General features: G+C 56.7%; 20 protein-coding genes and 1 pseudogene. All 21 read right to left on the bottom strand.

Annotated elements, in window-relative coordinates; genetic code table 11:
• Nucleotides 1–93: 93 nt before the first annotated feature.
• Nucleotides 94–1,899 (bottom strand): protein-disulfide reductase DsbD, encoded by a 1,806-nt coding sequence (gene dsbD / locus Q7T64_RS09285; protein ID WP_304794796.1) that lies wholly within the window; start codon nucleotides 1,897–1,899, stop codon nucleotides 94–96.
• On the bottom strand, nucleotides 1,892–2,224 hold the full coding sequence (cutA, locus tag Q7T64_RS09280) for a divalent-cation tolerance protein CutA (RefSeq protein WP_304794793.1): 333 nt from the start codon (nucleotides 2,222–2,224) through the stop codon (nucleotides 1,892–1,894). The genes dsbD and cutA overlap by 8 nt, the downstream gene beginning before the upstream one ends.
• A gap of 24 nt (nucleotides 2,225–2,248) precedes the next feature.
• Nucleotides 2,249–3,031: an ABC transporter permease gene (locus Q7T64_RS09275; RefSeq protein WP_304794789.1), complete on the bottom strand. Its 783-nt coding sequence runs from the start codon at nucleotides 3,029–3,031 to the stop codon at nucleotides 2,249–2,251.
• A gap of 14 nt (nucleotides 3,032–3,045) precedes the next feature.
• Nucleotides 3,046–3,978: an ATP-binding cassette domain-containing protein gene (locus tag Q7T64_RS09270; RefSeq protein ID WP_304794785.1), complete on the bottom strand. Its 933-nt coding sequence runs from the start codon at nucleotides 3,976–3,978 to the stop codon at nucleotides 3,046–3,048.
• A gap of 120 nt (nucleotides 3,979–4,098) precedes the next feature.
• The gene (gene rplQ / locus Q7T64_RS09265) at nucleotides 4,099–4,494 is read right to left on the bottom strand and encodes a 50S ribosomal protein L17 (protein WP_304794782.1); all 396 of its coding nucleotides are present in this window, start codon (nucleotides 4,492–4,494) and stop codon (nucleotides 4,099–4,101) included.
• 115 nt (nucleotides 4,495–4,609) lie between these two features.
• The gene (rpoA, locus tag Q7T64_RS09260; protein ID WP_304794778.1) at nucleotides 4,610–5,587 is read right to left on the bottom strand and encodes a DNA-directed RNA polymerase subunit alpha; all 978 of its coding nucleotides are present in this window, start codon (nucleotides 5,585–5,587) and stop codon (nucleotides 4,610–4,612) included.
• Between the two features lie 96 nt (nucleotides 5,588–5,683).
• Complete coding sequence (gene rpsD, locus Q7T64_RS09255; RefSeq protein ID WP_304794775.1) at nucleotides 5,684–6,307, bottom strand: 30S ribosomal protein S4; 624 nt, start codon at nucleotides 6,305–6,307, stop codon at nucleotides 5,684–5,686.
• 137 nt (nucleotides 6,308–6,444) lie between these two features.
• Nucleotides 6,445–6,849 (bottom strand): 30S ribosomal protein S11, encoded by a 405-nt coding sequence (gene rpsK / locus Q7T64_RS09250; protein WP_304794772.1) that lies wholly within the window; start codon nucleotides 6,847–6,849, stop codon nucleotides 6,445–6,447.
• 33 nt (nucleotides 6,850–6,882) lie between these two features.
• Complete coding sequence (gene rpsM, locus Q7T64_RS09245) at nucleotides 6,883–7,248, bottom strand: 30S ribosomal protein S13 (protein ID WP_304794769.1); 366 nt, start codon at nucleotides 7,246–7,248, stop codon at nucleotides 6,883–6,885.
• A 29-nt stretch (nucleotides 7,249–7,277) separates the two neighbouring features.
• Nucleotides 7,278–7,391, bottom strand: a complete 114-nt coding sequence (gene rpmJ, locus Q7T64_RS09240; RefSeq protein ID WP_014004415.1) for a 50S ribosomal protein L36 — start codon at nucleotides 7,389–7,391, stop codon at nucleotides 7,278–7,280.
• Nucleotides 7,392–7,435: 44 nt separating this feature from the next.
• Nucleotides 7,436–7,654, bottom strand: a complete 219-nt coding sequence (gene infA, locus Q7T64_RS09235; protein ID WP_304794765.1) for a translation initiation factor IF-1 — start codon at nucleotides 7,652–7,654, stop codon at nucleotides 7,436–7,438.
• Nucleotides 7,655–7,680: 26 nt separating this feature from the next.
• Nucleotides 7,681–9,009, bottom strand: a complete 1,329-nt coding sequence (secY, locus tag Q7T64_RS09230; RefSeq protein ID WP_304794761.1) for a preprotein translocase subunit SecY — start codon at nucleotides 9,007–9,009, stop codon at nucleotides 7,681–7,683.
• A gap of 24 nt (nucleotides 9,010–9,033) precedes the next feature.
• On the bottom strand, nucleotides 9,034–9,465 hold the full coding sequence (rplO, locus tag Q7T64_RS09225) for a 50S ribosomal protein L15 (RefSeq protein ID WP_304794758.1): 432 nt from the start codon (nucleotides 9,463–9,465) through the stop codon (nucleotides 9,034–9,036).
• Nucleotides 9,466–9,491: 26 nt separating this feature from the next.
• Nucleotides 9,492–9,668: a 50S ribosomal protein L30 gene (gene rpmD / locus Q7T64_RS09220; RefSeq protein ID WP_304794755.1), complete on the bottom strand. Its 177-nt coding sequence runs from the start codon at nucleotides 9,666–9,668 to the stop codon at nucleotides 9,492–9,494.
• Between the two features lie 11 nt (nucleotides 9,669–9,679).
• Complete coding sequence (gene rpsE, locus Q7T64_RS09215; protein WP_304794752.1) at nucleotides 9,680–10,198, bottom strand: 30S ribosomal protein S5; 519 nt, start codon at nucleotides 10,196–10,198, stop codon at nucleotides 9,680–9,682.
• A gap of 12 nt (nucleotides 10,199–10,210) precedes the next feature.
• Nucleotides 10,211–10,573, bottom strand: coding sequence for a 50S ribosomal protein L18 (gene rplR, locus Q7T64_RS09210; protein WP_304794749.1), 363 nt, complete (start codon nucleotides 10,571–10,573; stop codon nucleotides 10,211–10,213).
• 12 nt (nucleotides 10,574–10,585) lie between these two features.
• Nucleotides 10,586–11,119, bottom strand: a complete 534-nt coding sequence (rplF, locus tag Q7T64_RS09205) for a 50S ribosomal protein L6 (protein ID WP_304794746.1) — start codon at nucleotides 11,117–11,119, stop codon at nucleotides 10,586–10,588.
• A 10-nt stretch (nucleotides 11,120–11,129) separates the two neighbouring features.
• Nucleotides 11,130–11,525 carry a 30S ribosomal protein S8 gene (rpsH, locus tag Q7T64_RS09200; RefSeq protein ID WP_304794743.1) on the bottom strand — a complete coding sequence of 132 codons (396 nt, stop codon included), beginning with the start codon at nucleotides 11,523–11,525 and terminating at the stop codon, nucleotides 11,130–11,132.
• Nucleotides 11,526–11,538: 13 nt separating this feature from the next.
• Nucleotides 11,539–11,844, bottom strand: coding sequence for a 30S ribosomal protein S14 (gene rpsN, locus Q7T64_RS09195; protein WP_151449231.1), 306 nt, complete (start codon nucleotides 11,842–11,844; stop codon nucleotides 11,539–11,541).
• A 7-nt stretch (nucleotides 11,845–11,851) separates the two neighbouring features.
• Nucleotides 11,852–12,391, bottom strand: a complete 540-nt coding sequence (rplE, locus tag Q7T64_RS09190) for a 50S ribosomal protein L5 (protein ID WP_151449232.1) — start codon at nucleotides 12,389–12,391, stop codon at nucleotides 11,852–11,854.
• 6 nt (nucleotides 12,392–12,397) lie between these two features.
• Nucleotides 12,398–12,584, bottom strand: a pseudogene (gene rplX, locus Q7T64_RS09185) (50S ribosomal protein L24); the annotation flags it as partial.

The raw sequence follows: 12,584 nt of genomic DNA, 5'->3' as shown, positions 1-12,584 counted from the left end.
GTCGATCGATAATCAAGAATGAAGAATCCTTGAATATAGCGGCCGTGGCCACCCCGGCAAAAGACCGAAAAATAGTTTGTTACTGACCAGTGGCTATAAGGCGCCGCGCGGCGGCCCTGCCGTCAAGGACAGTGACCGCAAGAAGTCCTTGGGCGACTCGTAACCGACCACGCGCGCCTGCCGCATCTCTTGTCCGCGAGCATCGAAAAACAGCATGCCGGGCGGCCCGAACAGGCCAAAGCGTTTCAACATCGCCTTGTCGTCGGCGTTATTGGCGGTCACATCGATGCGCAGCAATTGCATCTTGCCGAGTTCGGCACTCACCCTCTCGTCCGTGAATGTCAGCTTTTCCATTTCTTTGCAGGAGATGCACCAGTCGGCGTAGAAATCGAGCATCGTTATTTTGCCGCCGGCCTGCTTCAGGGCCTTGTCCAGTTCGGCGCTGTTGCGCACGGTCTGGAAATTCAAATGGTGTGCCTGTCCTGTCAGATGTGCAACCGGCGCCAGCGGGTCGCGCCCGCCAGTGGCCAGCCCCACGAATTGCACGAGACCGCCGATGAAAACAAGCAAGCCAGCAATCTTGAATGCCCAGGCATTGCGGCGCAGGAACCAGACCCCGGCAACAGTGCCCAAGACGCTCCAGGCCAGCATCGCCACCCAGCCTGGGATGACCGGGGTAACCATCCAGACGGCAGTAGCCAGCATCAGCACACCGAAGAAACGCTTGACGACGTCCATCCAGGGTCCGGCGCGCGGCAGCAGGGCACCAGCGGAAAGACCAACCAGCAACAAGGGGATGCTCATGCCAATCGCCATGGCGAACAAGGCGCTGCCACCGGTGACCACATCACGGGTCTGGCTGATGTACACCAGCGCGCCGGCCAAGGGCGCCGCCACACAGGGGCCAACGATCAGCGCTGAGATGCCTCCCATCAGCCCGACACCGAGCAGCTTGCCGCCGCCCTGCTTGCCGGATACTTGCATCAGGCGGGTCTGGAGCGCGGCGGGAACCTGGAGCTGATAAAAGCCGAACATGGAAAGTGACAGCAACACCATCAGCAGCGCAAACGACGCCAGCACCCATGGATTCTGAAGGCTGGCCGACAGGCCCTCGCCAATCAGTCCTGCAGCCACACCTAATGCCGTATAGACCACGGCCATGCCAAGCGAATACGACAGGGCAAGCGCAAAACCGCGGGCGCGCTTCACATGCTTTCCCTCGCCGACAATGATAGAAGACAGGATGGGTACCATTGGGAGCACACAAGGCGTAAATGCCAATCCGAGTCCGAGCAGGATGAAAAGCGGCACGATCAACGCCAACTGGCCGCTTTGCAGGGATGCTTCTATCCGCCCCATCTCGCGACCGCTGGCCGCACCGCCCTGCACCGGAGACAAGACCGGTCCGGATTGTGCCGGGCTGCTTGCGCTGGACTGCGCGCCACCGCGCAGCGCTGACAACAGGCCGCTGCCGGCTGTGGGTGACAGACGCGCTGTTGAATCCATCGGTGTGTAGCAAAGCCCCTTGTCCGCACAACCTTGACTGGATACCGTGAAATTGAATGGCCCATCGGCCGTAACCGGTATCTGGATCGTCACCGAGTTCCGGTGCGTTTCGACATCCTTGCCGAAGGTCTCGTCAAACTTGATTTTCCCAGGTGGGATGGAGGGCGCACCCAGCTGCGCGCCGTCCGCTTTGAAAGCGAAGCGCTCACGGTACATGTAATAGCCGTCGGCAATCACGTAGCGCACTTCGATGGTCCGCTCATCCACCATGCGGGCAGAAAATTTGAACGCCGTTTCCGGATCGAGATAATCCTCCGCTGCAACAGCCATCAGCGGCAGTAATACTGCCAGCAGAAGCGCCTTGATCAACGCCAACAGACTTTCCCTAAACATCCTGGTCTTTCCTCGTTTCCACGTTTATCCAATCGATGAATCCCGGCAGCCCTGCATGGATCGGCAGGCAAATGATTTCCGGTAGGTCGTAAGGGTGGACTGAGCGGATCGCCTGCTCCACCTCGTGATAACGGGACGACACCGTTTTTATCAGCATGGTCACTTCCTGCGCCTCTTCAATCGCCCCCTGCCAGCGGTACATCGACCGCACACCGGGTAGCAGGTTGACACAGGCGGCGAGACGTTTTTCCAGCAGCAAGCGCGCCAGCGACCGGCCAGTCTCCTGGTCGGGCACGTTACATAAGACCACACTGACGGATTCCATGCTGCGTCTCCATGCCTGGGCTCGCTACCGAAGAAGCCGGCGACGCGTCAACACCGTGGCAGCATAAAAACCGGCGACACAGTAGACGAGCAATACCGCCAGATTGAATATCCACGAATCAGGCCAGCGCCCCAGCAGTAATGGTCGCACTAAATTCACAGCCGCGCTCAGCGGCAAGATACTGGCGAATGTTTGCAGCCACTCCGGCATCTTGGTAGTCGGGTAATAAATCCCGGACAGGAAGATCATCGGCGTGTTGAACAAGGTGAAATAGTAGGTAAAAAAATCGTAGCCTTTTGCGACTGCGTTCACCACCAGGCCAAGCGACGCAAAGGTCATGCCGGTCAGGAACAGCAGGGGCAATACCAACAGCGTGTGCGGATGGAGGCCGATGCCCAGCATGAACATCACCAGCAATATCGCCAAACCGGAAATCATCGCCTTGGTGGCGGCCCATAACATTTCAGCCAGCACCACATCGTCCAGGTCGATCGGTGCATTGAGCAGCGCATCCCAGGTCTTCTGTACATGCATCCTCGAAAATGCCGAATACAAAGCCTCGAATGAAGAGGCCATCATGATGGACATGCAAATCGCACCGGACGCAAGGAAGGCGATGTAGGGCACACCGTCGATATTTTGGAGCAGGCTACCCAGGCCATAGCCGAATGCAATCAGCGTGATCAAGGGCTCTGCGACGTTGCCCAATATGCTCGACCCGGCCAGCTTGCGCCATACCAGGAAATTGCGCCGCCAGATCGGAACAAAGCGCAGGGAAAATGACGGGAGGGCATAAATCGATAGCATGCAGTCTTCCGCTTTCAATCGCGCATTTCGCGACCGGTGAGTTTCAGGAACAGGTCTTCAAGGTTGGCCGGCCGATGGATGTAACGCACGCCGGAGACACCAGCCAGGCTGTCAAGCAAGGGCTTGGCATCGTTGGTATAGCAAAAAATGGTTTCTCCACTGACCTCGAACCGGCCGGACATATGGCGCCCGGTCGACTCGCCCCATTGCAAGGCGTTCTCGCCATAGACCTCCACCACGTCCGCCTCGATGTGGCTTGCGATCAGGGCGCGTGGCTCCCCCTCTGCAATCATGCTACCGTGATCGATTACCGCCAGACGATCGCACAAGCGTTCCGCCTCATCCATGAAGTGCGTCGTGAGGAAGATCGTTTTCCCGTCGGCGAGGAGACGCTTTAGCCGCTCCCAGATCATGTGCCGCGCCTGGGGATCGAGTCCCGTAGTCGGCTCATCCATGAAAATCAGGTCGGGATCGTTGACCAGTGAACGTGCCAGCGTCAGACGACGCTTCATTCCGCCGGACAGCTCGCCAATACGCGCATGCTTCTTGGCAGTGAGGTTCGAGAATTCCAGCAGTAGGGGAATCCGCTCCAGGATAAGGGCGTCAGGCAGGCCGAAGTAGCGACCAAACACCAGCAAATTTTCGAAAACGGTAAAGTCGGGGTCAAGATTATCCCCCTGCGGAACCACGCCGATCCGTACGCGCGCCTCCCGGGCGTGCTGAGGGACGTCGTAGCCTGCCAGACGAATCGTGCCTTTGTCAGCGATGGTCAGGCCAAGGCATAGGCGCAGTGTCGTGGTCTTTCCTGCGCCGTTAGGGCCCAGCAGCCCATAACATTCGCCCTTGCGCAGCGAGAAGGAAAGCCCGTTGATGACAGCGACACGATCAGCGCCCTTGCCATAGGACTTGTGCAAATCAGAAGCAGAAAGGATGATCGGATCGGACATCGTGCTAACCGGTAGGACGACAATTGGAAGCCGGGCGTGGGTGCAGCCCGATGTGAACAGCAGCATTATCCCAAAAAACAAAAGCCAGGCGAGCCTGGCTTTTTGCTGGAGCGTGCGCGCTTATTCGCCGCTCGTGTCCTCGACTGCCTCTGTGGTCTCTGGCCGGTCAACCAGTTCGACGAAGGCCATCGGTGCGTTGTCGCCCTGACGGAAACCCATTTTCAGGATGCGGGTGTAGCCACCGTTGCGACTTGCATAGCGCGGGCCGATTTCAGCGAAAAGCTTCAATACCATTTCGCGGTCACGCAGGCGGTTGAAAGCCAGGCGCTTGTTCGCGAGCGAATTGGTCTTGCCGATCGTGATGATCGGCTCGATGACGCGGCGCAACTCTTTCGCCTTTGGCAGCGTGGTTTTGATTGCTTCGTGACGAAGCAGGGATACTGTCATGTTGCGCAGCATCGCCAGACGATGGGACGATGTGCGATTGAGCTTACGAAGGCCGTGACGGTGACGCATGATGATTCCTTAATAGTAAGTTTGCATCCAGCTCTTCTATCGCAAGACAAAGCAAGCGCGGGCCGGTAATGTAATGTTGCAATCAGCCAGGACGGTTTTATCCGCCCCGACCAAATTATTTCTCGAGACCGGCAGGTGGCCAATTCTCGAGCTTCATGCCCAGGGTCAAACCACGGGATGCAAGTACTTCCTTGATCTCGTTGAGCGATTTGCGGCCCAGGTTCGGCGTCTTCAGCAGCTCGTTTTCGCTGCGCTGGATCAGGTCGCCGATGTAGTAGATGTTTTCCGCCTTCAGGCAGTTTGCCGAACGAACCGTCAATTCCAGGTCGTCGACCGGACGCAACAGGATCGGATCGACCGACGGCGCGCGCGATGGCGCTTCGGCAGCCGCTTCAGTACCTTCAAGCGCAGCGAACACATTGAGCTGGTCCACCAACACCCGTGCCGACTGGCGAATCGCCTCTTCCGGCGAAATCACACCATTGGTCTCGATATTGATGACGAGCTTGTCGAGATCGGTGCGCTGTTCCACGCGAGCGGACTCGACGAAATAAGAAACGCGGCGAACCGGCGAAAACGAGGCGTCCAGGATGATCCGGCCGATCGTCTTGTTCGTGTCTTCAGACAGGCGGCGCACGTTACCTGGAACATAACCACGGCCCTTTTCGACCTTGATCTGCATGTCCAGCTTGCCACCCGCGGTCAGGTGGGCGATCACGTGTTCCGGATTGATCAGCTCGACGTCATGAGGAAGGTCGATATCGGAAGCAAGTACTGCGCCCTCGCCTTCCTTCTTCAGGGTCAGCGTGACATCGTCGCGATTGTGCAGCTTGAACACGACACCCTTCAGGTTCAGTAGCAGGTCGACCACGTCTTCCTGAACGCCATCCAGCGAAGAGTACTCGTGTACAACACCGGCGATCGTCACTTCGGTAGGCGCATAGCCGACCATTGATGACAGCAGGACGCGACGCAATGCGTTGCCAAGCGTATGGCCATAGCCACGCTCGAACGGCTCCATGACGACCTTCGCATGGCTGGCGCCAAGTGTCTCGACTTCGATGATTCGCGGCTTCAACAAACTGTTTTGCATGAAATGTCCTCGTCAATACCCTCGGCTCGTTACACCGATAAGGCTGATGGCATTACAAAAAAACCCCCTCTGACGAGGCGGCGGTATACGTGGCGATTAACGCGAATACAATTCGACGATCAACGACTCGTTGACGTCGGCAGCGATCTCGCTGCGGTCCGGTACGGACTTGAATGTACCTTCCATCTTCTTGGCATCAACGGCAACCCAGGACGGCATGCCACTCTGCTCTGCCAGCGACAGCGCTTCCATGATGCGGACTTGCTTCTTTGCCTTGTCACGGACCGTCACGACGTCGCCCGGCTTGACCTGGAACGACGCAATGTTCACCACATTGCCGTTGACCGTGAATGCCTTGTGCGACACCAGTTGCCGCGCTTCAGCACGGGTCGAACCAAAGCCCATGCGATAAATGACGTTGTCCAGACGTGACTCCAGCAACTTCAGCAGCGTCTCGCCAGTGTTGCCCTTGCGACGATCCGCTTCAGCAAAGTAGCGACGGAACTGACGTTCCAGCAATCCGTACATGCGCTTGACCTTCTGCTTTTCGCGCAGTTGGTTGCCATAGTCGGAGGTACGCTGGCCGGATGTGCGGCCATGCTGGCCAGGCTTCGAATCAAGTTTGCACTTCGAATCGAGCGAACGGCGTGCACTTTTCAGGAACAGGTCGGTGCCTTCACGGCGCGACAGTTTTGCTTTGGGTCCAATGTAACGAGCCACGGTTTTTCCTTTTACGATGACGCCCCGATGGAAAGTCCATCAGGCGCTAGTCCTTCCCTTGATTCGGGTGGACGGTGGTCTTAAGAACAAAGCCCGCCAAGGACATTGGCGGGCAGCTTGCAGGTACTGCCGAAAATTTAAATACGACGACGCTTCGGTGGGCGGCAGCCGTTATGCGGAACCGGCGTCACGTCCTGGATCAGGGTGATCTTCAAGCCCAAACCATTGAGCGCCCGCACTGCGGATTCGCGTCCTGGACCTGGTCCCTTGATCCGAACCTCCAGATTCTTGAGGCCGTATTCGATTGCGACCCGGCCTGCAGCTTCTGCAGCGACTTGGGCAGCAAATGGAGTCGACTTGCGCGAACCCTTGAAGCCAGCACCACCCGACGTTGCCCAGGACAACGCATTGCCCTGACGATCGGTGATCGTAATGATGGTGTTGTTGAACGAGGCGTGTATATGAGCAACCCCGTCCGAAACGTTCTTTTTAACTTTCTTGCGCACGCGTGCTGCTGCGGCGTTATTTGGTGCTTTTGCCATGATCTTTTCCTTGAATCCGGACGAGGCTCGGAATTATTTCTTCAGCGCTTGCGCGGCCTTGCGAGGACCCTTGCGGGTACGGGCGTTGGTGCGGGTACGCTGACCGCGGCAAGGCAGCCCTTTGCGATGCCGCAAACCACGATACGAACCGAGATCCATGAGCCGCTTGATGTTCATCGAGACTTCGCGACGCAAGTCGCCTTCTACGATGAATTTTGCGATGGCGTCACGCAGTTTTTCGAGCTCGTTATCATCGAGATCCTTGACCTTTTTGGTGGTCGGAACGCCGGTGACTTCGCAAATCTTTTCTGCGCGCGGGCGGCCAATACCAAAGATGGCAGTCAAGCCGATTACGGCGTGCTGGTGGTTGGGGATGTTGACCCCTGCAATACGTGCCATTCGTTATTCCTTGATCAATAACGTTAAAGTTAACCTTGGCGCTGCTTGTGACGAGGCTCCGTGCATATCACACGGACAACGCCTTTGCGCTTGATAATTTTGCAGTTGCGGCAGATCCGCTTGACTGATGCGAGCACTTTCATGGTGGCCCTCTTTCTTCCAGTTCTGGTTATTCAGTTACTCTGATTTACTTGGTACGGAAAACAATCCGCGCCCGACTTAGGTCATACGGCGTCAACTCAACTGTCACCTTGTCTCCCGGAAGGATGCGAATGTAATGCATACGCATCTTGCCGGAGATATGGCCCAGGACAACGTGTCCATTTTCCAACTTCACCCTGAATGTCGCGTTTGGAAGATTTTCGAGAATCTCTCCCTGCATCTGGATGACATCATCTTTTGCCATTCGCTACGCTCGTTCCGGGGGCCTGCCTATCGCGACATGCCGCCCTTGAAGTTCGCCTTGCGCAACAACGACTCATACTGCTGCGACATTACATAATTCTGCACTTGCGACATGAAGTCCATCGTGACAACCACAATGATCAACAATGATGTTCCACCGAAGTAGAACGGCACCTTCCATCGGGCAATCAGAAACTCGGGCAACAAGCAGACCAACGTTATATAGAGTGCGCCGGCCAGGGTCAGGCGCATCAATATCTTGTCTATATAACGGGCAGTCTGATCACCAGGACGAATGCCAGGAACGAACGCGCCACTCTTCTTCAGGTTGTCCGCCGTCTCCCTGCTGTTGAATACCAACGCGGTATAGAAAAAGCAGAAAAATATAATCGCGGCAGCGTAAAGCAATGCATGAATCGGTTCTCCCGGCGCCAACGAAGCTGCCAAATCCTTCAGGAACCGTGTCACGACATTAGTCGAATCACCCGTCGTGAACCAACTCGTAATCGTCGCCGGGAACAAGATGATCGACGACGCGAAGATCGGCGGGATCACACCTGCCATATTCAACTTCAACGGCAAATGACTGCTTTGCCCACCATAAATCTTGTTTCCAACCTGTCGCTTGGCGTAGTTCACCAGGATTTTCCGCTGCCCACGCTCAATGAACACGACCAGGAAAGTCACCACCGCTACGATGATGCAAATCACGATCGCGGCAAGCGCACTCATCGATCCCGTTCGCACCAACTCAAACAACCCGCCAATTGCACTCGGCAGACCGGCTGCAATACCGGCAAAAATAATGATCGAAATCCCGTTACCCAATCCGCGTTCAGTGATCTGCTCGCCAAGCCACATCAGGAACATCGTGCCTGTAACCAAGGTCACGACACTGGTAAAACGGAATGCCATGCCTGGATCAATGACCAATCCCGCTTGCGACTCTAGTGCAACCGCAATCCCGAGCGCCTGAAACGTCGCCAGCACCAAAGTGCCATATCGGGTGTACTGCGTAATCTTGCGCCGGCCAGACTCGCCCTCTTTCTTGATCGCTTCCAGTTGCGGCGACACGACCGTCAGAAGCTGCATGATGATCGACGCCGAAATATACGGCATGATCCCGAGCGCAAAAATCGTGAACCGTGAAAGCGCGCCACCAGAGAACATGTTAAACATGCCCAATATCCCGCCCTGGTTCTGCTTGAAAAGCTGAGCCAGTTGCGCCGGGTCGATGCCCGGCACCGGGATGTGTGCGCCGATCCGGTACACGACAAGCGCGCCCAACAAGAACCACACTCGGTTCCATGGGAAACCGCTTGCTGCACTTTTCGCCAATTGCGGACTAGTCGCCAAACATTACTCCAAGTCGGTCGCGGCTTACGCTACCGAGCCGCCAGCGGCTTCGATTGCGGCTTTTGCGCCTTTAGTTGCGATCAAGCCCTTGAGCGTGACCTTTTTGGTCAGCGTACCCGAATCGATCACGCGAATGACGCGCGCCAGCTCAGATACAACGCCAGCTTGTTTTAGCGCCAGGATGTCGACTTCCGTGACTGGCAACTTCTCCAGGTCGGAAAGACGCACTTCAGCCTTGTACGGCGTCGCAAGCGACTTGAAGCCGCGCTTCGGAAGGCGACGCTGCAAAGGCATCTGACCGCCCTCGAAGCCGACTTTATGAAAGCCGCCGGAACGCGATTTCTGACCTTTGTGACCACGACCAGCGGTCTTGCCAAGGCCTGACCCGATGCCTCGCCCTACTCGGCGTTTTGCATGCTTGGCGCCATCGGCGGGCTGTATGTTATTCAATTCCATGTTTGCTCCGTTCGCAAGCCCGAGGCTTACGAAACCACTTTCACGAGGTAAGCGACCTTATTGATCATGCCGCGTACCGATGGGGTATCTTCCAGTTCGGAAACTGAGTTGATGCGTCGCAGACCGAGTCCGCGGACCGTCGCGCGGTGATCTTCGCGCGTACCGATCAGTCCCTTAACCAGCTTGACTTTGATTTTTTCCATCTGCACCACCCTTAGCCGAGGATTTCTTCAACCGACTTGCCACGTTTGGCAGCGATTTCGGAAGGAGTATTCATCTTCGCCAGGCCGTTCAACGTGGCGCGAACCATGTTGTAAGGATTGGTCGAGCCGAGCGACTTGGCAACCACATTGGTCACGCCCATCACTTCGAAAATTGCGCGCATCGGACCACCAGCGATAACACCGGTACCGTCTTTTGCCGGCGCCATCAACACAGAAGAGGCGCCATGCTTGCCCGTCACCGTGTGCTGCAGGGTGCCATTCTTCAACGTCACCTTGATCATCTTGCGGCGGGCTTCTTCCATTGCCTTCTGGACAGCAACCGGCACTTCTTTCGACTTGCCCTTGCCCATGCCGATACGACCATCGCCATCACCAACCACTGCCAGCGCTGCGAAACCCATGATCCGGCCGCCTTTGACCACTTTGGTCACGCGGTTCACGGCGATCATCTTCTCGCGCATGCCGTCATCCGGCTTCTCGCTTTGCATCTTCGACTGCATCTTTGCCATGATGACTATTCCTTAGATTTTCAGACCAGCTTCGCGAGCGGCCTCGGCGACGGCCTTGACACGTCCGTGGTAACGGAAACCGGAGCGGTCAAAAGCCACCTCAGATATCCCGGCTTTCAACGCTTTCTCAGCGACCCGTTTGCCAACAAGCGTCGCAGCTGCAACGTTGCCGCCTTTGCCCGATTGGCCTGCCAGCTCCAGGCGCACTTCAGCCTCTGCTGTCGACGCGGAGGCCAAAACCTTCGCATCCGGTCCGAAGATCGTTGCGTAGATATGCAAATTGGTGCGGTGAACTGAAAGTCGATTGACCTTGAGCTCCGCAATCTTCGCGCGGGTTTGCCGTCCGCGACGCAGGCGTGATTGTTTCTTGTCCATGCGCAGCCCCTATTACTTCTTCTTGGTTTCTTTGATCACGACGACTTCGTCGGAGTACCGGACACCCTTGCCCTTGTAAGGCTCGGGAGGACGATAAGCACGAACTTCAGCCGCCACCTGGCCGACCACCTGACGATCAACACCCGAAATCAGGATTTCGGTGGGCGTCGGGGTCACGGCCTTCGTACCAGCCGGAAGCTGGTAGACCACCGGATGCGAATAGCCGAGGGACAGATTCAGCTTGTCGCCCTGTACTGCCGCACGAAAACCAACGCCAACCAGGTTCAGCTTCTTCTCGAACCCCTTGGAGACACCAGTCACCATGTTGTTGACGAGTGCGCGAACGGTGCCAAACATCGCATTCGCTTCACGACTGTCGCCAACTGGCTCGAACGTGAGCGTGTTGTTCTCATTTACTACCTTGACCTGACCGGTCAAAGGCAGAGTCAGGGCGCCCAATGGGCCCTTGACCTTGATCTGCTCTGCAGCTAGCGTGACTTCCACGCCGGCCGGCAGTGCAATGGGGCTTTTACCTACACGAGACATCTTGCACTCCTTAAGCGACGGTGCAAATCAACTCGCCGCCGAGACCGGCTGCGCGTGCTTTGCGGTCGGTCATCACGCCCTTGGGCGTCGACATGATGGCAACACCCAATCCATTCAGGACGGTCGGGATCTGGTCCTTGCCGCGGTAGATCCGCAGGCCAGGACGCGATATGCGCTTCAGATGCTCGATGACCGGGCGACCGGCGTAATACTTCAACGTGATCGCCAACTGCGCCTTGCCACCCTCTTCGGTGACGACGTAGCTGTCGATATAACCTTCATCCTTCAACACTGCGGCAATCGCAACTTTTACCTTGGACGAGGGCATCGATACCGATGCTTTCTCCACGCCTTGGGCGTTGCGTATGCGGGTCAGCATATCGGCGATAGGATCGCTCATACTCATGCTTGTTCTCCTATTACCAGCTGGCTTTAGTCATACCCGGGATCTCGCCGCGCATGGCGATTTCACGGATCTTGGTACGGGCCAGACCGAACTTGCGGAAAGTGCCACGGGGACGACCAGTCAAGGCGCAACGATTGCGCTGACGCGTCGGACTCGAATTACGGGGCAGCGCCTGCAACTTCAGCCGCGCCTCGTAACGCTCTTCCTCGGACTTCGATTGGTCGTCGATGATTGCCTTCAACTCGGCGCGCTTGCCGGCATACTTCTTTACCAGGTCGGCGCGCTTTTGTTCACGGTTAATCAGTGCCAGTTTTGCCATGGCATCCTCAGTTTCTGAACGGGAATTTAAATTCGGCGAGGAGAGCCTTGGCCTCTTCGTCAGTTTTTGCGGTAGTCGTGATGCTGATGTTCAGCCCACGCAGCGCATCAATCTTGTCGTACTCGATCTCGGGGAAAATGATCTGCTCTTTCACACCGATGTTGTAGTTGCCACGACCGTCAAATGCACGACCGGACACGCCACGGAAATCGCGAACGCGGGGCAACGCAACGGTAACCAGGCGATCGAGAAACTCGTACATCGCCTTGCCGCGCAACGTCACCATGCAACCGATCGGGTAGCCTTCGCGAATCTTGAATCCCGCGATTGCCTTCCGAGCCTTGGTCACGACAGGCTTCTGGCCTGCGATCTTCGTCATGTCGCCTACAGCGTGCTCGATGACCTTCTTGTCAGCAATCGCCTCGCCCACACCCATGTTGAGTGTGATCTTGGTAAGCCGCGGCACTTGCATGCGCGACTTGTAGCCGAACTTCGTCGTCAAATTGGCAACGACGTCTTTTTCGTAGAAATCCTGGAAACGGGTCATTTTTCCTTACCCCTTCACGGCTTCGCCGTTGGATTTGTAGACGCGGACTTTCTTGCCGTCAACGGTCTTGAATCCAACCCGATCTGCCTTGCCGGTCGCGCCATTGAACAGCGCTACGTTCGATACATGTATGGGCATCAGCTTGTCGACGATGCCACCAGTCGTACCCGTCATCGGGTTCGGGCGGACCGCC

The sequence above is a fragment of the Lacisediminimonas sp. genome, assembly GCF_030645335.1.
In the GTDB taxonomy this organism is placed as follows: Bacteria; Pseudomonadota; Gammaproteobacteria; order Burkholderiales; family Burkholderiaceae_D; genus Lacisediminimonas.
This window is presented reverse-complemented; position numbering and strand designations above follow the sequence as displayed.

Bases quoted from the DNA above. Each gene is read 5' to 3' on its own strand.
- rpsN (WP_151449231.1), bottom strand. From the start codon at position 11,844: ATGGCAAAACTGGCACTGATTAACCGTGAACAAAAGCGCGCCGACCTG.
- cutA (WP_304794793.1), bottom strand. From the start codon at position 2,224: ATGGAATCCGTCAGTGTGGTCTTATGTAACGTGCCCGACCAGGAGACT.
- rpmJ (WP_014004415.1), bottom strand. From the start codon at position 7,391: ATGAAAGTGCTCGCATCAGTCAAGCGGATCTGCCGCAACTGCAAAATT.
- rpsE (WP_304794752.1), bottom strand. From the start codon at position 10,198: ATGGCAAAGATGCAGTCGAAGATGCAAAGCGAGAAGCCGGATGACGGC.
- rpsK (WP_304794772.1), bottom strand. From the start codon at position 6,849: ATGGCAAAAGCACCAAATAACGCCGCAGCAGCACGCGTGCGCAAGAAA.
- rpoA (WP_304794778.1), bottom strand. From the start codon at position 5,587: ATGCAAAACAGTTTGTTGAAGCCGCGAATCATCGAAGTCGAGACACTT.
- Q7T64_RS09275 (WP_304794789.1), bottom strand. From the start codon at position 3,031: ATGCTATCGATTTATGCCCTCCCGTCATTTTCCCTGCGCTTTGTTCCG.
- rpmD (WP_304794755.1), bottom strand. From the start codon at position 9,668: ATGGAAAAAATCAAAGTCAAGCTGGTTAAGGGACTGATCGGTACGCGC.
- rplQ (WP_304794782.1), bottom strand. From the start codon at position 4,494: ATGCGTCACCGTCACGGCCTTCGTAAGCTCAATCGCACATCGTCCCAT.
- infA (WP_304794765.1), bottom strand. From the start codon at position 7,654: ATGGCAAAAGATGATGTCATCCAGATGCAGGGAGAGATTCTCGAAAAT.
- rplE (WP_151449232.1), bottom strand. From the start codon at position 12,391: ATGACCCGTTTCCAGGATTTCTACGAAAAAGACGTCGTTGCCAATTTG.
- dsbD (WP_304794796.1), bottom strand. From the start codon at position 1,899: ATGTTTAGGGAAAGTCTGTTGGCGTTGATCAAGGCGCTTCTGCTGGCA.
- rpsH (WP_304794743.1), bottom strand. From the start codon at position 11,525: ATGAGTATGAGCGATCCTATCGCCGATATGCTGACCCGCATACGCAAC.
- rplO (WP_304794758.1), bottom strand. From the start codon at position 9,465: ATGGAATTGAATAACATACAGCCCGCCGATGGCGCCAAGCATGCAAAA.
- rplR (WP_304794749.1), bottom strand. From the start codon at position 10,573: ATGGACAAGAAACAATCACGCCTGCGTCGCGGACGGCAAACCCGCGCG.
- rpsM (WP_304794769.1), bottom strand. From the start codon at position 7,248: ATGGCACGTATTGCAGGGGTCAACATCCCCAACCACCAGCACGCCGTA.
- rplF (WP_304794746.1), bottom strand. From the start codon at position 11,119: ATGTCTCGTGTAGGTAAAAGCCCCATTGCACTGCCGGCCGGCGTGGAA.
- Q7T64_RS09270 (WP_304794785.1), bottom strand. From the start codon at position 3,978: ATGTCCGATCCGATCATCCTTTCTGCTTCTGATTTGCACAAGTCCTAT.